This is a genomic window from Cellvibrio fibrivorans (genome assembly GCF_031457055.1).
Taxonomy (GTDB): Bacteria; Pseudomonadota; Gammaproteobacteria; order Pseudomonadales; family Cellvibrionaceae; genus Cellvibrio; species Cellvibrio fibrivorans.
In genome coordinates this window covers 233,641-255,672 of sequence record NZ_JAVDVX010000003.1, presented here as the reverse complement: position 1 = coordinate 255,672, position 22,032 = coordinate 233,641, and the positions used below count along the sequence as shown (strand labels likewise).

Sequence of the window (22,032 nt, the reverse complement as noted above, 5' to 3'; positions counted from 1 at the left end):
ATTTGGCGTCAAAAAACCTTCATTTAAATGACACAAATATGTTGTCAAACCTTCATACAGCATCCCTAGGCTTCAGTCCTCGAAAGTAAACTTTTTAAAGACCAACCTTGGGATCAATAACCATGACCTTCAACAAAAAAATATTAGCCGTGTTAATTTCTTCCACCATTATGCTCACTGCCTGTGGCGGTGATGACGGTAAAGATGGTGCTACGGGTCCAGCAGGAGCTACCGGAGCAACTGGCCCAAAAGGTGACACTGGAGCGACTGGCCCGCAAGGTCCTGCAGGATCTAACGGCTCAAATGGAAGTAATGGCTCTAATGGTAGCAATGGAACTGACGCAACAGCACCAGCCAAAATGATTCGCCTCGCTACTACACCAATGGGCTCTGAATTAACTGGTATGTTCAAGACCGATAATGGTGAATTCTTTTTCAATATCCAACACCCGTCAGACACACTACCTGGTGATGAGAAAAAAGCGGCAGTCGGTGTTTGGAATGGCGTAGATTTGGATAATCTTGATCCCAAAATCACCCCGGTTCCAGTTCCAGTGAAAGGCTCTCCAGAATCACAAACTACCAAAGTTGCCGTAGGTAGCTATCAAGCCCTTGGCCGTGAAGGCGATACCTATGCCGGTGCACTGCCTTTCGGCTTTGGCAACATCACCAACCCTGCGGGCAACGTCAGCATCAAGCAATCCAACAACCCTGACTTCAACGCATTTATCCCAAGCAACGCCACCGGCAGCGAAGGCTACCTGTTCAGCGCATGGGAAGATCGTCCGGGCGGTGTAAGCCGTCTGAACATCGCCAAACAAAGCGATGGCACCTGGCGCGTAAACGATGCCATGAACGTTAACTTTGGCAATGTTAAAGGCACCATGATCAACTGCTTTGGTACCGTTTCTCCTTGGGGCACTCCGCTGACCTCAGAAGAAAACTACGAAGCTGAAAATTCAGTGCGCTGGAACGACATGACCTACTCCACTGGCTACCCGAACTACGCTGATGTTTTGAAGATTAAGGATTACCTGGGAGGCACCTTCCCCAACCCTTATGACTACGGCTACATCGTTGAAATAACCCAACCAAAAGCGGCTACGCCGGTCGCGGTGAAGCATTTCACTCTGGGCCGTTCAGCCCATGAAAACCCGGTGATCATGCCCGACAAGAAAACCGTTTACCTGACCGATGACGGCTCAAACAAAGGCTTCTACAAGTTCGTAGCCGACGTTGCCGGCGATTTGTCAGCAGGTACTCTTTACGCTGCAAAAGTAACTCAAGACGCGACCAACGATACCGCTAAAGCCGGTTTTGATATCGAGTGGATCATGCTGGCACACGCGACCAACGCGCAAATTGAAAGCTGGGTACGCAGCTACGATGGCATTGATGAAACGGATTATGTATCCGGCTCAACCAACTTTATCAGCGATGCTGAAGTTGCTACCTGGGCCGCTGGTGGTGCTGCCGACAACCGTGTTGCGTTCCTTGAAACTCTGCGCGCTGCCAAAGCCAAGGGCGCAACCGTTGAGTTCAACAAGATGGAAGGTATCAACATCAACTACGATGGCGCCAAAGATCGCAGCGTGCCATTCATGTACGTTGCCATGGCTGAAGTACGCGGTGCAATGGCCGACACTACCGGTGACATTCAGGTTAAAGAAAACCGTTGCGGCGCTGTTTACCGTTTCGGCTTCGACATGAACTACAACGTGGATCGCATGCAACCTGTGGTCGTGGGCGGCGCTTACAACGGCAGCAGCACTACCGACAAGTGTGACGTGAACGGCATAGCTCAGCCTGACAACATCGAAGTATTGGATGACGGTCGTGTACTGATTGGTGAAGACACCAGCAACCACGTTAACAACATGTTGTGGATCTATAACCCTAAAGGTGTGTGATAACCGAAAAAAGTGTTTCAGGATAAAAATACGTCATCAAGCTGTAACGCATTCAGTTCATCATAAAAAGCGTTAGAGCAAGGAAGACAACAGGCAAGGAGGTATACAAGGAGGTTATTGCATGCATCAGAAGGGGCTCAGGCCCCTTTTTTTACACTCAAATGTAACCGGTTACTGTAATATGCGCCCGCTCAGGCAAACCGCCCGAACGCAGCTCATTCGAATAATCAGGAACCCCATGAAACAACTCTTTTTTAGCCTCGCGCTCGCGGTGCTCCCAGCTACCGTGCTTGCGCAGCCCACAGCACACCTACCATCAACAGAAGCCCTATTGCAGATGGCTGGTGAGTTTGAGCAGGAACTCACCGGCAATATCCTGCCCTACTGGATTAAACAGGCACCCAATCCCGAGACCGGCGGTTTTTACGGGCAAGTCAGCGCCGACGGCAAACCCGACCCAAGTGCCGAGCGCGGCGCCCTGCTCTCCAGCCGAATTTTATGGAGTTACTCAGCCGCGTATCGGAATTACCGGGATGAGGCCTATCGCAAGCTGGCCGATCACGCATTTAAAGATCTGGAAGCCACTTTTTGGGATAACAAAAACGGCGGTCTTTATTGGTCAGTAGCGGGCGATGGTAAACCAGCGCAAACCCATAAACAGATTTACGGGCAGGTCTTTGGTATCTACGGCTACAGCGAATACTTCCGCGCGACCGGTAACCAGCAGGCACTGGAACGCGCTAAAACCCTGTATCGACTAATCGAACAATACGCGTTGGATAGGGAGTATGGCGGCTATCTGGAAGTAGTGGGTGAAGATTGGCGACCACTCGCCAAACCCGTAAATAGCCTCGGTGTGACAACCGCCAAATCGCAAAATACGCACCTGCATGTGATGGAGGCTTACACCAATTTATTGCGCGTTTGGCCGGATGGGCAGCTGAAAAAACAGCAAACAGCGCTGCTGGACATCATGCTCGGCAAAATCCTCAACCGCACAACCAACCATCTCGCCCTATTTATGGATGCCGATTGGCAGGTGCAAGGCGATGGCATTTCCTACGGTCACGATATTGAAGCCGCTTGGCTAATGGTGGAAGCCGCTGAAGTATTGGGTGATGCCGACCTGATCAACCGCACCCGCGCGCTGGCCGTGAAGATTGCCGATACAACTCTCGCTGAAGGCATGGATACGGATGGCGCCATCTACAACGAAGCCTCGGCCCGCAAGGGTTTGACTAATACAGGCAAGGATTGGTGGGCGCAAGCAGAAGCTCTGGTCGGTTTTATCAACGCCTATGAAATTACCGGCGATACCAAATACCTGAGAGCAACTACGCGTACATGGGGTTTTATCAAGGCGCACTTGGTGAACAATAAAACCGGTGAGTGGCATTGGGGGACAAACAAATCCGGCCAAGTGATACTCCAACCTACCCTGAGTATGTGGAAGTGCCCTTACCACAATAGCCGCGCCATGATGGAAAGTGCACGCCGTTTACAGCGCTTGGCGACGCTTGCCAAACACTAATAGAGACACTGACACCAGCAAACTCAAGCCGCCCTTGCAGCACAAGGGCGGCGCTCAAAAACCACGCCTTTTGTGTCGCCTAAACCCAATTAGCTGTTAAAAACTGCAAACACAATATGTAGTCATATCACATCCACATCTACATGCAAAAAAAGTCTAAGCTGCACGACAAACTGTCATTTTGGGTATGAGTCACGGCAACACTGGATTTCCCGTAGTTCTACAGCGATTTCGCCACTTGCCCCCAGTTTTTACCAGCTCCACCCACACCTTATCCACAGGTTTTCAAGCTTGCATAAAACCCCTAACCGCATTATCTTGTAGCCCATTCACGATTTACCCCTAGATATAGGTATTGCCGGTGTCCAACACCACAATATCGCCTATCGCTCATGGAGCAAATCGTCAAGCAGATTTTTGACCCAATTGAACGTTAATCACAGTCACTGCGTAAAAACCAGCTGTCATTAACGGCCAACCTGTCGTTTCAATACACTGGGAAGGCATCAGTAGTATGGGCACAACCGGCTGATTAACACACCACTATATCTAGTGGTGTGTTAATCAGCAGAAAACGGTGTTCTGAACCCTGATTTTAATAATCCAACCGCCATCGATTCGGCGGGCAAGCGGGTCAGCAAGATCGCAAACGCTAGTCAGCACTGCCTTTATATCGACAATGCTTTTTGTAAGAACAAACAGAATCAACTTCAATCGGGAATGACCTCACGCGGGAGACGTCTATGCACACTGACATTGAACAAACCACCGGCACAACCAACATCCAACACGACATCCACGGCGGCTCGTCGAGCCTTACCGCAACAGCGCCGGGGCAATTGCGTGTGATCAAGCGCAATGGAACGGTGGTTCCTTTCGATGCCAGCAAAATCGCCATCGCCATGACCAAGGCATTTTTGGCTGTAGAAGGTGGCACTGCCGCTGCCTCTACCCGTGTACACGAAGTGGTGAGCAGCCTCACCCAACAAATCACCGCCACCTTTAAACGCCGCATGCCTTCGGGCGGCACTATCCATATCGAAGAGATCCAGGATCAGGTTGAACTGATCCTGATGCGCTCCGGCGAACAAAAAATCGCCCGCGATTACGTGCTCTACCGCGAAGAGCACGCCCGTATGCGCGCCCAAAAACAACCTGCATCGCAAGAGCCAGATCCGGATTACCCCAGCCTCAACGTGATTCTCGACAATGGCACCCGCGCCCTTCTCGATATTGGCCGTATGCGCACCATCGTGCGTGAAGCCTGTGCCGGTTTGGCCGGTGTGGAAGAGAAAGCCATCCTCGATGAAGCCATGCGCAACCTCTATGACGGCGTGGCCGAAAAAGACGTGAACACCTCACTGGTGATCACCGCCCGTACGCTGGTAGAGAAAGAGCCTAACTACTCGTTCGTTACTGCCCGCCTATTGATGGACAAACTGCGCGCTGAAGCCCTGAGCTTCTTTGGTGTGGCGACCTCTGCTACCCAGGCCGAGATGGAAACCTACTACGCGCAAACCCTGCCTCTCTACATCAAAAAAGGTGTTGAGCTGGAGCTGGTATCCCCTGAATTATTGAATTTCGATTTGGAAAAACTGGGCAAAGCCCTGATCGCCGAGCGCGATCTGCAGTTCACCTACCTCGGCCTGCAAACCCTGTACGACCGCTACTTCATCCACAGCAACGACACCCGCATCGAACTGCCGCAAATATTCTTTATGCGTGTGGCGATGGGCCTGGCAATTCAGGAAGACAACCGTGAAGACCGCGCGATTGAGTTCTATCGCCTGCTCTCTTCTTTCGATTACATGAGCTCTACCCCAACCCTGTTCAACTCCGGCACCTTGCGCCCGCAGTTGTCCTCTTGCTACCTGACCACCGTACCGGACGACCTGCACGGTATTTACGGCGCCATGCAAGACAACGCCATGCTGAGCAAATTCGCTGGCGGTTTGGGTAATGACTGGACGCCCGTACGCGCACTCGGCGCTTACATCAAAGGCACCAACGGTAAATCACAAGGTGTAGTTCCCTTCCTGAAAGTGGCCAACGATACCGCTGTAGCAGTAAACCAGGGCGGCAAGCGCAAAGGCGCTGTGTGTGCGTACTTGGAAACCTGGCATATGGATGTCGAGGAATTCCTTGAGCTGCGCAAAAACACCGGTGATGACCGCCGCCGTACCCACGACATGAACACCGCTAACTGGGTGCCCGATGCATTCATGAAGCGCGTGTTTGATGATAAAGAGTGGACCCTCTTCTCTCCGAACGACGTTCCTGACCTGCACGATTTGTACGGTAAAGCGTTTGAAGAGCGCTACGCGTTTTATGAAGCCCAAGCCGCTGCGGGCAAAATCAAAGTCTTCAAAACCGTGCGCGCACTGGATTTGTGGAGAAAAATGCTGGGTATGTTGTTTGAAACCGGCCACCCTTGGATCACCTTCAAAGACCCATGCAACTTGCGCAGCCCGCAGCAGCATGTGGGTGTAGTGCACTCGTCCAACCTGTGTACTGAAATCACCTTGAACACCAAGGCGAATGATGAAATCGCGGTATGTAACCTCGGCTCGATCAACCTTGCGCAACACATTGTGGATGGCAAGCTCGATCAAGCAAAACTGGAGCGCACCGTTAAAACTGCGATCCGTATGCTCGATAACGTGATCGACATTAACTACTACGCCGTTGCGACCTCCAAAGCGTCCAACCTGCGTCACCGTCCTATAGGCCTCGGCATCATGGGCTTCCAGGACGCGCTCTATGAACAACGTATCGCCTACAGCTCACAACAAGCGGTAGATTTCGCCGATACCTCCATGGAAGCCGTGAGCTACTACGCGATCAAAGCCTCCAGCGAACTGGCAGCCGAGCGCGGCAAGTACTCAACATTTGATGGTTCACTCTGGAGCAAAGGCATTCTGCCGATTGACTCGATTGAGTTGCTCGCACAAAACCGTGGCGAGAATTACATCAAAGTTGACCGTAGCCAAACTTTTGATTGGGCGACTCTGCGTGCGCAAGTTAAAGCACAAGGTATGCGCAACTCCAACGTGATGGCGATTGCACCGACTGCAACCATTTCCAACATCACCGGTGTAACCCAGTCGATTGAACCGACTTACCAAAACCTCTACGTGAAATCCAACCTCTCTGGCGAATTCACCGTAGTTAACCCGCACTTGGTACACGATTTAAAAGCCCGTGGCCTGTGGGATGCAGTCATGGTTAACGATTTGAAATACTACGAAGGCTCACTGCAAAAGATCGACCGCATTCCGGCCGACCTCAAAGCCATCTACTCCACCGCGTTTGAAGTAGAACCCAAGTGGATCGTAGAAGCCGCCAGCCGTCGCCAGAAGTGGATCGACCAGGCACAGAGCTTGAACCTCTACATCGCTGGCGCAAACGGTAAAAAATTAGACATTACTTACCGTATGGCATGGTTCTCCGGCTTAAAGACTACGTATTACCTGCGTGCCTTGGCTGCAACTACCACTGAAAAATCCACCATTAACACCGGTGCATTGAACGCGGTATCTGCCGGTGGTGGCGCGAGCGGTTTGTCTGCTGCCCCTGTTACCGCAAAACCTGCGATATCAGAAGTAGAAGCCGCGAGTTTCGCCGAAGCAGCGCCAGTGCCATTGGCATGTTCGATAGACAATCCGGATTGTGAGGCGTGCCAGTAAGGCACCCGCCGCAAGAAATAAAACCCCCTCCCAACCTCCCCCTTAAAAATGGGGAGGAGTTAATACCGAGGGATGATCCAGTCCCCTCCCTTTTTTAAGGGGAGGGTTAGGGTGGGGTTAAAGCCCCTGCATTAAAGAATTAATGAGGAACACCATGCTAAGTTGGGATGAATTCGACAGCGAAGAAGCCGTAAGAGAAACCGCCCGTCAGGACGCGATTAGCAATGCATTGAGCAAAGCTGCCGAGCCTGTCGTGCAACAAACCCAAGCGCAAATTGCGCAAGCACAAGCGACTCAAGTCAGCGCCGCTGCCGATGCACAAGCCGTTAACACCGCCTTTGCTGCAGCCGCTAAAGAAACAGGCATCAGCCCTGAACTCGCCAAAGCACGCGCGAGCCTCGCCGCACTTGATCCAGCTCCAGGCTTGGAAGAATTGCAAATGGGCGCTGCCCGTATTCAGGTAGATGAAAAGCGCATGATCAACTGCCGCGCCGACCTGAACCAGCTTGTACCCTTCAAATACGACTGGGCATGGCAAAAATACCTTGATGGCTGCTCCAACCACTGGATGCCACAAGAAGTCAACATGACCGCCGACATCGCCACCTGGCGCAGCAAAGACGGCCTGACCGATGACGAACGCCGCATCGTAATGCGCAGCCTCGGTTATTTCTCTACTGCTGACTCATTGGTAGCGAACAACCTCGTACTCGCGATTTACCGTTTGATCACCAACCCCGAATGCCGCCAATACATTTTGCGTCAATCATTCGAGGAAGCGATCCACACCCACGCCTATCAATATTGCATTGAATCGCTGGGCATGGATGAAGGCGAAATCTTCAACATGTACCGCGAATTGCCAAGCGTTGCGAATAAAGCCGCATGGAGTTTGAAGCACACCCAAACTTTGGGCGACCCAACCTTCACTACCGGCACACCAGAAACTGACCAAGAGTTGCTACGCAATCTCGTTGCGTTTTATGTAGTGACCGAAGGTATTTTCTTCTACTGCGGCTTCAGCCAAATCCTCAGCATGGGCCGCCGTAACAAAATGACCGGCGTTGCCGAGCAGTTCCAATACATCCTGCGCGATGAATCCATGCATTTGAATTTTGGTATCGATGTAATCAACCAAATCAAATTGGAAAACCCGCACTTGTGGACTGCAGAATTCCAACAAGAAGTTATCCAAATGATTTTGGAAGGCACCGAGTTGGAAATCCAATACGCACGCGATTCTATGCCACGCGGTGTACTCGGTATGAATGCCGCGATGATGGAAGAATACCTCCACTTCATCGCCAACCGCCGCTGCTCACAAGTTGGCTTGAAAGAACAATTCCCAGGCGCACAGAATCCATTCCCATGGATGAGTGAGATTATGGATTTGCGTAAGGAGAAGAATTTCTTTGAGACGCGCGTGATTGAATATCAAACAGGTGGGGCGTTGAGCTGGGATTAGTTTTTGAAAGACGGCGAACGACACGACCTGTGTCATAAGCGACGCATCCGATGTCATTGAGCGACGCATCCTGTGTCATGGAAATAAAAAAAGCCCCTCATGTGAGGGGCTTTCTCCATCCAGGAAGTTAAACTTTCGAATAGCGATAACTTCCCTTTATATGAGCAGCCAAATATCCTCCAACGGAATCTGCATCCCTCAAACCAATAAACTGGTGTTGAGGAACATCAAAGTACTGGTATGTCGTTCCATTTTTAAATTCTACTTGTAAAGTCGAACTGTCTTCGTCATACCCAACTGCAGCAACATTACTTGACTCAACACTTACCATATCCATAGCTTCACCTATTTTTATATCACCTTATCAATTTTCGGGCTTTGCGCCCTCCATGTTTCCACTAATTCCTCGTAGTTGGGATTGATCTCTAACTTAATACCCCAACCACCAGGATTTTGTGAATCTTCTATTGACACCTCATCAAAAATAATCGGATCTTGGCTATCAGGTCTTCGATTCTTCGGAGGCGGTTCAATCATAGTCCTCATTGGTAATTTAACGGCCTCACCTAAAATTATTGCCTCACCCGTCCTTAAGATAGGTAACATGCTAGTTAAGCCATCCAAATTGTCAGAAATTGCTGCGGTTATATGTCCCCTATCGATAGTGTTAGCAAGACGAAGAGCAAAAAAGGTTCCGCACTGAGAAAGGATTGTTGGATTAATTTCAGATGGACGCTGACTTACAATCATCGCACCTATTCCATACTTTCTTCCCTCTTTCACAATTCTCTGAACTACGATTGATGCCATGCCTTCAGACTTGCTGTTTAGATAGATATGAGCCTCCTCCATCACCAGTAGCAATGGGCGCTGCCTCCCACCTTGAGATAAATTTCTAGACCAAAATAGTGCTTCATATAAAAGGCGAAGGAGTGCGCCAATAGTTGTTTGTAAGATATCGGAAGGAACACCAGACAAATCAAGAATCGTTACTGGCTTTTTACTACCAATCCAGCTTTCTAGTAATGAGCTCAAATCCTTTGCTACCTGCCCATCAGAAGCGGGAAGCCAATCTCCTGGGCTAAATATAAAATTGTAGCGAGGAATTCTAAGTTTTGTGCCTAACAGCAAAAGCTGCTTTCCAATATTTAACGCTCCCGGTAAATAATTTATTTTTCTTGCTCCAGCGTCAGTCACTACATTTTTAAAAATTGGGGGTATACCATCCTTCGCACTTCCCATCATTGGATTACCGCCTGCGTCCAACTCATAAGCCAAATTATCAATTGGTCTTCCCACACCATCCTTATAATAAGTACCAAAAGTTTCTACAAATAACTCATACCACAAATTATGAATATTGAATGGTATTGGAGAGTCGACACTAAGTGCATCTACAGAAGCCCCTTTTCTCGCATACTTTTTTAACGAATCTAATTTGTACTTATGAACTCTCTCCATGACAATGTTCTTATCTTTTTCATTACTAAATTCTCCAAAGCTTATTTCACATAGCTCATCAAAATTCAATGCCCAAAAAGGTATATAAAATTCATGCTCTTTTAATTTAGAAGAGGAGCTTGCATTTAGCTTGTAAATATTGGCCCTTTCTTGCAACGCATTTCCATATTCCCCGTGCAAATCCAACATAATAATTCTTGAGGAGGGATATCTAACAACATCAGATAACGCATTAACAATACTTGCTACCGTAGTGGATTTTCCAGATCCGGTAGTACCGACAACAGCCGAATGTCTAGTGATTAATTTATTGACATCGACTAATGCAGGTATAGAGTCGGCATTTGAAACATGGCCAAGCCTAACAAAATGAAATTCATCTGGTTGCCCATAAATATTATTTAACTCTTTTTCAGTAACCAAATGTACTGCATCTCCAATCGTTGGATATTGGGACAGTCCACGTCTAAAGATACCGTTTCTAGGTCCCTCACCAACAAGTTGAATAGTCATCCAACGATTGCCACTCATTTGATCATTTTGATGGCTCTCAGGTACCGCACTAGCTCCAACCTGACTGATGATGCCGAAGAGATCATCAAACCCAATCGGAATTCGAACAAAGCTACCAATTTGCCCAACTCTATATCCCTGACCATCAATATAAACAAATCCTGTCAAAGACTCCTTGGACAAAATTATACTAACCGTAGTGCCTTTTACATCCTGCACGTCTCCCAAATACGTCTCTTTGTTAGACATTTGATGATTCCCTTTTAATTCCTATAATTTTTTTTAAAAAATCAGTAAAAACTGAAAAGTCACCAAGCTTTAATTGATTTTCACTTCCAAAAAATCGAACTAATTCTATATCGTCTTCTTCCTTTGCATGGACCCTTCTCCACTGTCCCAAGTTGGTTCCTATAATTGCTTTATCGAAAGTCCATATATTTAAGTTATGCTGCTTTTTTGCGAGCTTATAAGCCTCTGGGTATCTCTCAGTCAAAGTGGTACTAACTTCGCCCACATCTATATCAACTTCAGCTTCAACTTCAGAATCAACTTCTGCTTCTACTTCTGTTTTTAATTCAACCTCATACTCTCCATACATTAAACCAAGCACCATAGCAGTTGGGTTTGCCTTTAATGCGTTAACAATTGTGTCATTGAGATGTGCATCATTAAATGAGTATCCTGATAAAATAAGAAAAGAGGATTTTTTTCTTATAAATCTATTTAATTGATCGATCAATGCAAGATAAGGCATTTTTCTGCTTTCTTCATACTTTAAATGCGACGGATAAATTAGATGAGAAACATTTTGCTTTATTTCAGATGACCTATACACTCTCCGCTCACCGTTTATTTCCTCTTGACACCAATTAATAGAACCATGAATTTTCCATAATCTTGACCAATGAACAGGTATTAAATTATCTTCAACTGCCCGCAAGTCAAAAAAGGATCTATTCGCACCAACAAAACCATCAAAATATGGAACTTCTAAATCCTCAAGTGCATGCTCTAACAGTAGATCGTAGTTGGTTGTAAATATTTCTACTGCGACCTTTCTATCTATTGAACGGATCCACTTGCAAAGGCTATGGTATGGAGTTTCGTTGTTGGGCAGGGAAACATTAATTTTATTTATTATTTCAGTACATATTTTTGATTGGATATCTGTAAGGTCTGCCTCCGTCAACCCTCTGACATCCCCACCTTTTGATACCACCAACAAGCTCCGTAAAAAACTTAAGATATCCTCAATATTTTTTATATTTTTTCCAGCCTTCTCTATCTCCGCTATAAGCAAATTATATTTTTTATCGAGGCTCAGTTGAGCATTAATATGTAAAGTTAAATTTTGCACATCAGGAATGAGAGGCCATTCACCTTCAGGCATTTCGACAGACAATGGGCATCCCGCCGATATAAAAAAACCAATGGCTTCATTATCCTGAGCTAACGATTGACGAAGATACTTTAAATGCCTTATTGGATCGTGATAGTTGTCCATTTATTCCACCTAATTAATAATTATTGATTATCATCAATACCAATATGTTTTAGTTCCAATGCCTCTATTTCCAACAGAGACTTACCCGCAATACCTTGTAAATCACCGTACATTCCGACAGTGGCACCCATCACATTCTCGATTTGCTGTCCACGCTTTGCCCATTGTTTCATTATTACTTTTCTCTCCCTGTCAAGATCTTCTTGCATAGTAGAAAAAGCCTCAACAATTGCTTCTACTCTTAAACGAAAACGAGGGCCAGTTAAATATTGATAAATCAAATCCGTCTTCGTTTGCTGACCTTCATTCGACTGTCTGGCCAAGGCGATATCTAATAGAGACTGCCGTAGAATTAAAGCCACAGGCAATACGGCACGAGGATGAGTAATCCAAACGCCATCAATCATATCGAATGTATCAACATCTTTAGGTAAAGCGTGACTCACAATAATTGCTATTTCGGCCTTAGCCTCTCGTTGGTCCCCTCGAAGTTTTGTCAGCCAGGCATCACTCCAATTTTTGGTACGTTTAAATTCCCATAAAATTGAACCACAGGACTGCCCACTTGTCCCCATAACTCGATGGATCACGTCACCACCAAATTCCCCCTTTGGCACGGGGTCGATTAAGTCGAAAGGAAACTTTGAGCGCAGCATACTTTCCAACTCTAATTCCTGAACTTCACCCTGCAACTGCTGCGACCCCTGCTCTGCTCTTCGCTTTAAATCTTCTATTTGCTTTTGCATCGCAGATATTGTTTGTTCTTTCTCCATTACCTTTAGCTTTTGCTCATCTTCAGCTTCTTTTTTAGCTTTCTGACGAGTAATTTCTAAATTATCTTGCACTCGTTTTTCAATGGTTAGCTCTAACTCTCGTCTCGCATCATCCAATTCACGTTGTTTTTTCAGCAATTCAGCCTGAGCATTTTGAGCCTCTAGGAGCTTAGCCTCTCGGCCTCTTAATACCTCTTGCAAACTCTCAACTTCACGAGATTTTTGCTCAAGATCATTGGCAACTGTAAGATTTGCTTTCTTTTCAGCATCAGCAATAATTTTAATACGTTCTTGTTTCAAATTTTCCTGAACCTGATATTGAACTTGCTCATCAAGTTTTGATCTGGCGTCGGCCAATTCTTTTTCTTTATCTTTAGCTGCCTTCTCACGTTGAGCTACTTCAACATCCTTTTGGTTAAGCTTTTGCTCAAATTGCTTTCTTGTGGCCTCAAGCAACGGAGCAGCCAGAGATTCTGTTAAATGAATCTCTGTATTACAATTAGGACATTTAATTATTGGCTCGGCCATATTCCACACCTTACATTAATTAGCTATTTGTGCTACCAATTCTTATTTTGTTAATAAGATTAGGATTCCCCATTCTTAAATCACCATTACTGTAACCAGTGAAATAAGTAACCTGCGCAAAATCCATTCGCCACTTAAAATAGTTATTTGAAGAACCATCGAATATTAACTCACCAACATTCCCATGGTTTGCCACACTTAAATACGCACTCCAATATTTTCTATAATGCCTGTCAATCGTTTCAAATAATTTATTTCTTTCATCGGTAAAAGAAAGGTCACTAAAAAATAAAACAGTGCAAATATCCACATCTTTTCCTTCAAGGTTCCAGCGAGCACCGCTATACCAATAACTCAAAGCTTGGAAAATTCCACGTGAAGATCTTTTATGAAACCCATCCCTTTCACCCGGATTCAAATATTTTATTTCAACGCCTATATATTTATCAGTAAACCCTGACGAAATTAACTCTGGTTTTGCCTTAATAATTAAATCCAAGCGCACATTTTTCTTCGTTCTATTAACATATCCAACACCATGAACTTCCGGATACACATAAAACCATCGCGATAATTCAAAAGATAACCATACATGTAAGTCTTCCTCGGAACTAAATGGGGTTTTATAACTATTTCTTTGAACATCTGTGGCGTGAGTTAAATATCTACTCAAATATCCATTAATGAGATTTATGTTAACACCATCAATATGGCTTAAGTCTGATATAAATCCATTAAGATTCTTTTCGAAATCTTCATATGGTAAGGGATGAACATAACCATTCGAATTAACTTCAACACTTGCCCTAAAAAGTTCATTCCGTTTTTCCCAATAGCGCTCTTTCAATGTCACATCAAATAAAGCTTTGGGAGTTTCTACCGTGCTTTTTAAAATAGCATTTCCTATCTGCTCACCACAAAACGTACAGCGATTTACATAACTTGTATTACCTTTGTTGCCTATATTCCGCACACAAAGTTGTAAATGATTTTTACAGTCATGATTCAAATCTTCTAACGTTTCTGCAAACTCAATGTGATCCATACACTCTCAATTATTTATTGCTAAGTTTCGTAGATTATCTTTAAGCTGCTCTCTAATCTCTAATTCAGGCACCGACCAAATTGAAGCAAGAAACGGAATGGCATTTTCGGACTCCCAAGGAAAAGCTGAACGCCCATCAATTTGAACAAACGGCCCATCAGTTTCTGTGAGGACCCTATCTTTCGGCATCTTAGCCGCCAATGCTAAACCTTTTTTGCTGGCCAACATTGCTGGACCGACACTGAACCAACATCCTAACGATATGGCTCTATCAAGTTCTCGCTGCGTTCCAGAGAACCAATGCAGAATTGCAGTGCCTGCTCCAGGGTGGGCTTCAATTTCATCTAAAACCGCTTTGGCAGCTCTGCGACTGTGCAAAGACATAATACGGCCACCGGAGCGCTGGCATAACTTCAGAATATGGGTAAAGACAAAGTATTGATCAGACCAATACTCTTTATACTCAGGGCCACCATCAAGACCTATCTCTCCCACATATCTTGTTTCTGGAAGCAACTGCTCGAAAAGGGGAAGTTCATGTTTTCGGTTATGTGCGATTTGAGGATGCAGGCCTAACGCAGTTCGTATTCTCGAAGCACCAGATGCAAGCTCACTCGTTCCTTTCCAAGCAGAAGGCGTAGTAGTGACCGATAAAAGATAAATACCTCTACTAATACATTCACTAGCAATGGCATGAGGATCAGGATAAAGATCAAGATGGCAGTGAAAATCTATCATGTTACTTTATAGACCTTATGCAAGACTTCGAGCTCGGCCAAACCTCGAACTAACATATCTTTAAGGCCTTTCTTATTGCTGATCGATGGATAAGACAACGCCTGATCCAACCAGGCATCAGTGCCGTCAGCACGAGCAGCAGCAAGCGCAATTGCAACAGCACGCACATCATCAAATCCAGCATGTTCCTTATCTTTTTTCCCTAGATTGTCATGTACATAACCGGTTGAATCTTTTTTATCCCAAGTCAAAAATGCAGCTCGACGCACCTGACAAGGAACGCATCTACCACAATGGTGATAATTGAAACGCTGAAAACGACCGCAACTAGTCGAATGGACAGCATACTTCTTAAGCAAGTTTTGATCTTTGCAATCTAATAACATTTGCCCTTTGGTTTTTTCTTCGTACGGATTCTGAATATCAACACGCAGCCCAGCCGCCTCAAGAATAAATTTAAAACGAGAAAGAAATTCGGGATGAGCTGTACGAGTACTTAAACTGCCAATACGCCCACTAGTCAATGGAGGATTAATGGCGATGAAACCATTTTCACACATATATAATGGAACCCTACCCCCTTCGTGATACTGCTGTAAGCAAGTAGCCGCCACCACACCAAACGCTAAAAAAATAAGTGATCTTGCCCTTTGAGATGGCTCATCGCTACCAGGAGAAGATGCATTGTGATTGAGCTGCAAATGATTCAAACCACCGCCAATAGTTTCAGCAAATTGAATCTGCTTTTCACCATCACCGCGCACAGTTTGACTTATAGCAAATGGCTTAAGGCCGCCAGAAACAAGATCAATGGTCCCAATTAAACTATCGAGCCCTCCGGAAAGAAGCACTACACAATTTTCTGTTGGGTGTACGACTTCCTTCTGTGATGGTTGCACATCACCGCCGGGATAAAAATTAAGCGACCATATATCCGTTGTCAGGAAACCCAACGCTGCTTCAATTGCTTTCTTCTGTTGCGACCAAAAATCAGGTTCAGCTACAGCAATATGAAGCTCTATCTCTCGTGTCCAGCCATCAGGACTGTCATCACGTAACACCGCAAAATCTGCAGTTACAACGGATAGCGCAATAGACAATAAATCCCAAGATCGAGGTGCTGGATCAAGACGTCTACGCAAAATTTCGGATCTCGCCGCCTCACCGGCACATCCTTGTTTTAAGGATTGAGCTTTGCCGTACAAAACAACACACAAAGCCTGCGAAACATTTGGTAATTTAAAACTAGCGGGGCCACAAATCAGTTTCATTTTATATATCCCTCAAATACTTCAAACGTCTCCTGCAAAGCGTCTTTCACAACATGCTTAATCTGCCCTGTTGTTAAGGTTTTACCAGTCTCTTTTAATTTCCGAAATGCGGCTGACACAGTTTCTTTAATATATTCGCGAGCTTCTTTCAGTCTGGCTAGGGCTGCTGTTGCATTGGGGGATTTTGCAAAAATTGTTTTACCAACATCTAACTCAAAACGATGAACAACATCGAAGGCTGTAAAAGTTTCGATTGCAAATTCGCGGTGCTCTGGATTTAAATTCACTAAATCAGCATCAGGAAAGCGGGTTAGTACCTCAGATAAAGAATCTCGTATTGCTGCACGTTGTGCTTCAGCGTCCTGAGTGCCATCTACCGGGCGAACAGCCTCCGTCACGGCACTCATAACTTCGTCAGCAGATTTTCCAGCCAACAAAACTGGATCTAGACCATTATTTGCGACGAAGGATTGTCCCGATGCCAAGCCAGCCAATACACCGCCAAGTACGGCAGCGGTGCTAGCTGTGCCCGCAAATCGACGGGTGGCAGTCTTTGAACCTCCGTAACCAGATCGAATGTAATGCTTAAGTCCTTGACGAAGGTCACTACGACCGCCAGACCCAGCATACCCTCCCAAGCTCCTTCGAGCGCCTCCAAAACGGCCAGACGGGGCTATCGGTACTCCACCACTAGGAGCGGCTGAACTATCTTGCGAATCTTGTGACTGATCATCGCCTGACGAATTTGTTGAGGGAAGGTCAGGCGCCCAAGGAGGAACCATAGGAACACCAGGACCAGGACCTTTGCTTGATTGTGATGTTCCCATTTATCACTTCCTTTGCTTTTTTATAGCTGCTTTAACAGGAGAAGAAATCTGTCCCTTTTCCCACTCATCAAATACTGATTGAGCCCATGGCTGATCACCTATTTTAGGTATGATGTTCGCCCTAATTTGAACAGCGGGTCTCTCACGGAGAAGCGCCGCCAATCTAGGCCCCTGAGGTGGGTCGACCTCGGTTAAAGTTAAACAAGCGATTAATATAGGAGGAACGCCCCACTCCTGTTCTTGTCGTGCTCGATCCAATAAACGATCCATGATTACTGTAGTTTCAGATCGTGCGAGTGCAGTTAAACGATCTTTTAAACTTGCAGCCATGTCTGGATGTTGTAGCAACGCAGTAAGTAGCTCAGCCGCTTCCGATGAAAGTCGATCTTCTGGAGTGATTAATGGAATATGCTCTCGACTAACATATAAAGCTCCTCGAAGATCTGTATTCGCCAAAGCCGGTGGCAAAGTTAGCCATTCCTTAAAAAAGAGCCCCGTCCAAGGATCTTCTAAAGTAAGCTCTTGGCCAGCACTCGCCTTTTCTTCCCACTCAGAAAGGAACGTTGGTTTTCCTGCGTCATTCAAACTGACCCTTTTCATCAACTCTGAATAAGCTGCTGGAGTACCTAAACGTTCAAACAGAAGAAGCTTTGCCAAAACAGCTTCGTCAACGCCCACTCCCTGTGCATTGGATATTGCCATGCGAATTGATAACGCATTTAAAAAGCGTTTTATTAATCTCGGATTTCCCGATATGTCAGAAGCAGTAGTCATTAACGGAGCTAACCGATCTGCGGTATCGAACTTGCCAATTAATTTTTCAGGGATTGCTTGATGAAGGCTTTGTACAAAAGCACGATCAACACGTTTTCCTTGCCATGTTTGTCGTAACTGCTTGCATACCCCTTGCCTAATAGTTTCTTTAATATCCGAGGCCAATTCACTGTTATCTACAAATAGCATCATCATGTACGCTCGTACCTCCTGCGTCCCCAATGGAGGAACGCGTATCGGTACTTGAATTAACTTGTCAAAATAATTAGTAATTAGCTTGTCGTCTGGAACACCTTCGAAATGCCGCTTCACGGCATGTTTAATCATGTCATTGTCAGCAGCGATTACGAATGCAGTGTTCTTTAAAAATAAGAACAGTCGTATTGCTTCAAGTGTGGATATAGTGGTTTCGGGCAAGCATCGATCTAAATCATCAATTAAAACGACCAAGGTTACACCTAGCTCCTCCAGTGTTTCCTCAAAGTTATCGCGCAGGGCTTGAATCTCTTTTGGGGGAGAAGTTTGTTCCACTGGATTGAGCAATCCTTTTCCTACTTCCGCTACCGCTCCAGCTTTCTCACCAGCATCTTCAAGAAGCTTTGCATCGACACCACTCGATACGGCGCGCTGACCTAAACCCCAGATTTCGCCAAGAAGCCCTGTAGGAGGTAACCCAAATGACATCGCTGCGGCAGATCCTGCTACTAGTTTTGCAGCGCGAAGCCAATTAACACGCTTAAGTAAAGACCTCGCTTTCTCAACTCCTTTTTGACGTGCTTCGGCTTCAACCTCTAATTTTGAGGCAATAACATCCATAAGTGCAGCACGCGCATCATCGTATCCTTGATAAAGCCATGCATTGAACTCAACAAATATAAATTCACGCTCACCCTCTTGGCGCGTCCGTTGCGCCAAAGACGCTTGAGTCAGCTTAATCATTGAAGATTTTCCAATGCCCCAAGCTCCTGAAACGCCTATGGAAATTGGACGCCCTTGCGCTTGAACAATAATTTCCGCAACAGTATCTGCCACGCCGGAAAAATTTAGGAAATCTCTTTCTGTTTCATTATCTGGCCACATCGTTAATGACTCCTACCATGGATACATAAAAGAAAAATTAAAATTCAAAGGGTAATTTTTTGGTTTCCGGCCTTGACTCCGCAGAACGCATTTTCCGGCTGGTAGCTCCTACTCGAACATAGGCCCATTCTTGAGTAACCCCGTAGTTAAGCTCTTCAGATCTGTCAACATCTACAACAATTATGTATTTATCACCAATTACGAAGTGACTGACATCGTAGCATTGGTTGTTTTTCAGGTTTTCAGATAGGCGTTTGTTAATCCCCTTAACATAAAGAAGAACGGCTTCTTCTATAGCGCAATTATAATGCTGCACTAGAAAATCATTAACACCATCAATATTTCCCTCATCATTCACACCAATCAACAGCTGACCACCAGAAGCATTAGAAAAGGCACACACTGTTTTCTCAAGCTCTTCAGATTTTTGATTCCTATTTTTAGTAACCTCAATATATTTTTTAAACTCCAGATACTGCCCCTCTCCTGCCTCTATAAGTGTCAGAAGCTTTTTTGAAGTAGTTTTATCAACACTGCTATCCAATCGATACTTCCAATGCGATTTTGATCTGTAATCTAAAATTTCGTTATTCCTGTTAATCAAAAATATCTCTGAATCCGATAGATCCTGTACCGTCATATTTAGCTGGTCTTTTTCGGAAAGGTTTATTGATTGACCAGATGAGTTTTTTCCCACTAAGCAAGCATACACATTCGCTTTAAATGACAAGAGCTGGGCATCAAAATTGATACAAGCCGAATAGTTATTTATTTTTATAGCGAATTCGCCCTTTTGACCATCTGAATTACCATGGAAATGATCAAACTCAAGAAAGTTTTTAATATGCTGATTTACAGAATCGATATACGGAAGATTGAAACCAATAAGAGGGCTTTCATGAAAAGATAATTCGTTTTCCAATTTTGTTACGTATTTCACTACTGGAAATTTACTTTTGGTTGCATGACTGGGTATTAATCCTCTCATCCAATTTATCTGGGATGAATCGGCTTTTCTTAACGGAGGGAAGTTTTCGGAAATCATGAATCCCTCGCCTTCTAATGCAGCAAGAAACCCAGACAAAGAGAAATCCAGTATCTCTTTTTTTATAAAAGAAAATGAAGGATAAATGACTTCTACAGAATCAATCGACGTATTGGAAGCTAATTCGCAATGGCCTAAGAGATACCGCCAATCTCCATTGTGATCTTTAGTAAATACAACACTAAAAACGGCACGCTGAAGAGATGTTTCACAATTACTTAACTCGACCCACTCATTGAGTAAGAGGGCACTACTACACTGGCGTTCTTGCAGATGCATCATCCTGAATTTCCATTATTGTTATGAACACGCAATGTGAAATATGTCACATAAAGGCGCACTAGGGAATACACCCCAAGCAATCCCGTCGCACAATTCATCGTCGCAAAAAGCAGGCTTGAGATCTCCCAGATTAATAAGGTAAGTGCCATCTACTGGTTAGTAAATTACACCTTATTACACTTTAGCCATTTTCGGCTGAGCAGAAAAATCACCGTTCTAACAAGCTTTTTTTAGGTTTTGTCAAAAACCCCAAACGACACGAAATTAACATTTTTTCTATTAAAATCAATATGTTGTATTCAGGCCGGTCATCACTTATAGTCCGAAGATGAGCTGATCAAACTGGAATAAATCGACATGAACAGAAACTCGGAACGAGTAATTAATGAATTTAAAGCGCGAGGCATAGCCATCGCTGACTGGGCGCGGGGAGAGGGATTTAGTCCAGATTTGGTGTATCGAGTACTTAGATCAAACAACGTACCACGCAGGGGACAAAGCCATCTAATAGCCTTGAAGCTGGGCCTGAAACAGGAGCCAGTGGAATCAACTTTAGACTTTTCAAATGTTAAACCGAGCAACAACGAGTAGATCAATGAACTGTTAAACCACTGAGAGATAACTGATATGAAACAAACGCAAGGGCCATAAACGCAAATGGCCCCCCATGGGAGCCATTTGCGTTTAAAACAATGGTTGCTTCAAAGAAACTACCAAAGGTGTCAGAAACCTAAGTTTCCAATAAAAGCAGCCATGTGTCAACTATTGCCCAAATTTTAAAGGGCAATAAAACCAGGCCAGATTGGCCTAGAACTAACTGCTTTTGGAGATACTTATGTACTTGCAAACCCCAAACACTGCCCCGGCGGCGGCTAACATTTTTTTGCCCGAATTTTTTCATGACGAACTGAATTACCAGGAACGCCAACATCAAAAAATACTTGATCAGATTCAATTTGCTTTCAAAAAACCACCCACAAAGGCAAACGTGCTGCCCGGCCAAAGACTTATAAAGCAAGGCGGCAAAGGGCGAAGAACATCGCTTTTCCCAAGTCGCAAAGCCGGTGGACTTGTTCCCCTCGAAAGCCAGCTTGAGCTAGCGCATGCTGTAGGAAATCTTGAGCGGACATACAAAAATTATCGAAGCCAAGCTATTCGTATTGAATTACCGGGTGGGAAATGTTGTTACCCCGACTTCGTCGTACTTACAAATGCAGGGTTTTATGAAGTCCATGAGGTAAAACCTGACATTTACTATCTTGATGAGCAGACAATAAGAAAGTTAAAAATCGTAGAAAAAATTCTGTATTCCGCAGGCATAATTTTTAGAATTATTGATTCATCTAATATCCCATCATTTAGAAAAACTGAAAAAATACTTGAAGTTTACTCACGCGGACACGTTCGATACTGGACTAAAAGTCAAATCTTATTAGGAGCCACTCTTCTAAAGTTACATCCAGTCGATCAAATCGTCGATGGATATAATGTTCTGCAAAAAAATGACCTTCCCGCACATCTATTGGAGTACCTGATATTTCATGACATTGTGAGCTTGCCTGCCCTTAAAAAATCTATGCTCGGTGAGGAGGTATAAAA

Annotated in this window: 16 protein-coding genes; 6 read left to right on the top strand and 10 right to left on the bottom strand. The window is 45.0% G+C overall.

Annotation, left to right across the window (positions count from 1 at the left end; translation table 11 throughout):
- The first annotated feature begins 122 nt into the window (after window positions 1-122).
- The 4 genes from J2X05_RS09715 (at window position 123) to J2X05_RS09700 (ending at window position 8,592) form a co-directional block, all read left to right on the top strand.
- Window positions 123-1,910, top strand: coding sequence for an alkaline phosphatase PhoX (locus J2X05_RS09715; protein WP_310071884.1), 1,788 nt, complete (start codon window positions 123-125; stop codon window positions 1,908-1,910).
- Window positions 1,911-2,148: 238 nt separating this feature from the next.
- A complete protein-coding gene (locus tag J2X05_RS09710) occupies window positions 2,149-3,441 on the top strand; it encodes an AGE family epimerase/isomerase (RefSeq protein ID WP_310071881.1) in 1,293 nt (430 codons plus the stop codon).
- Window positions 3,442-4,184: 743 nt separating this feature from the next.
- The gene (locus J2X05_RS09705; RefSeq protein ID WP_310071878.1) at window positions 4,185-7,127 is read left to right on the top strand and encodes a ribonucleoside-diphosphate reductase subunit alpha; all 2,943 of its coding nucleotides are present in this window, start codon (window positions 4,185-4,187) and stop codon (window positions 7,125-7,127) included.
- A gap of 154 nt (window positions 7,128-7,281) precedes the next feature.
- Window positions 7,282-8,592 (top strand): ribonucleotide-diphosphate reductase subunit beta, encoded by a 1,311-nt coding sequence (locus tag J2X05_RS09700; protein WP_310071876.1) that lies wholly within the window; start codon window positions 7,282-7,284, stop codon window positions 8,590-8,592.
- Between the two features lie 127 nt (window positions 8,593-8,719).
- Here J2X05_RS09700 and J2X05_RS09695 read toward each other — a convergent pair whose 3' ends face one another.
- From J2X05_RS09695 to J2X05_RS09650, 10 genes are read right to left on the bottom strand one after another with little or no spacing between them, the layout of a single operon-like run.
- Window positions 8,720-8,929 (bottom strand): KTSC domain-containing protein, encoded by a 210-nt coding sequence (locus tag J2X05_RS09695; protein ID WP_310071874.1) that lies wholly within the window; start codon window positions 8,927-8,929, stop codon window positions 8,720-8,722.
- A 14-nt stretch (window positions 8,930-8,943) separates the two neighbouring features.
- Complete coding sequence (locus J2X05_RS09690) at window positions 8,944-10,815, bottom strand: ATP-binding protein (protein ID WP_310071871.1); 1,872 nt, start codon at window positions 10,813-10,815, stop codon at window positions 8,944-8,946.
- Window positions 10,808-12,070, bottom strand: coding sequence for an SIR2 family protein (locus tag J2X05_RS09685; protein ID WP_310071867.1), 1,263 nt, complete (start codon window positions 12,068-12,070; stop codon window positions 10,808-10,810). The genes J2X05_RS09690 and J2X05_RS09685 overlap by 8 nt, the downstream gene beginning before the upstream one ends.
- A 20-nt stretch (window positions 12,071-12,090) precedes the next feature.
- Window positions 12,091-13,371 carry a DUF2130 domain-containing protein gene (locus tag J2X05_RS09680; protein ID WP_310071864.1) on the bottom strand — a complete coding sequence of 427 codons (1,281 nt, stop codon included), beginning with the start codon at window positions 13,369-13,371 and terminating at the stop codon, window positions 12,091-12,093.
- 19 nt (window positions 13,372-13,390) lie between these two features.
- Window positions 13,391-14,416: a hypothetical protein gene (locus J2X05_RS09675; RefSeq protein WP_310071860.1), complete on the bottom strand. Its 1,026-nt coding sequence runs from the start codon at window positions 14,414-14,416 to the stop codon at window positions 13,391-13,393.
- A 6-nt stretch (window positions 14,417-14,422) separates the two neighbouring features.
- Window positions 14,423-15,154, bottom strand: a complete 732-nt coding sequence (gene qatD / locus J2X05_RS09670) for a Qat anti-phage system TatD family nuclease QatD (protein ID WP_310071856.1) — start codon at window positions 15,152-15,154, stop codon at window positions 14,423-14,425.
- Entirely contained in the window at window positions 15,151-16,425 is a 1,275-nt protein-coding gene (qatC, locus tag J2X05_RS09665) for a Qat anti-phage system QueC-like protein QatC (protein WP_310071854.1), read from the bottom strand. Before qatC ends, qatD begins: the two co-directional genes overlap by 4 nt.
- The gene (gene qatB / locus J2X05_RS09660; RefSeq protein ID WP_310071852.1) at window positions 16,422-17,252 is read right to left on the bottom strand and encodes a Qat anti-phage system associated protein QatB; all 831 of its coding nucleotides are present in this window, start codon (window positions 17,250-17,252) and stop codon (window positions 16,422-16,424) included. The genes qatC and qatB overlap by 4 nt, the downstream gene beginning before the upstream one ends.
- 3 nt (window positions 17,253-17,255) lie before the next feature.
- The gene (locus J2X05_RS09655) at window positions 17,256-19,106 is read right to left on the bottom strand and encodes a KAP family P-loop NTPase fold protein (RefSeq protein WP_310071849.1); all 1,851 of its coding nucleotides are present in this window, start codon (window positions 19,104-19,106) and stop codon (window positions 17,256-17,258) included.
- Between the two features lie 37 nt (window positions 19,107-19,143).
- Window positions 19,144-20,433 (bottom strand): AlbA family DNA-binding domain-containing protein, encoded by a 1,290-nt coding sequence (locus J2X05_RS09650; protein WP_310071846.1) that lies wholly within the window; start codon window positions 20,431-20,433, stop codon window positions 19,144-19,146.
- A gap of 357 nt (window positions 20,434-20,790) precedes the next feature.
- Between J2X05_RS09650 and J2X05_RS21185 the strand changes: the two genes are divergently transcribed.
- Complete coding sequence (locus tag J2X05_RS21185; protein ID WP_374725268.1) at window positions 20,791-21,024, top strand: BcepMu_gp16 family phage-derived protein; 234 nt, start codon at window positions 20,791-20,793, stop codon at window positions 21,022-21,024.
- A 244-nt stretch (window positions 21,025-21,268) separates the two neighbouring features.
- On the top strand, window positions 21,269-22,030 hold the full coding sequence (locus J2X05_RS09645; protein ID WP_310071844.1) for a hypothetical protein: 762 nt from the start codon (window positions 21,269-21,271) through the stop codon (window positions 22,028-22,030).
- The last annotated feature ends 2 nt before the right edge of the window (window positions 22,031-22,032 follow it).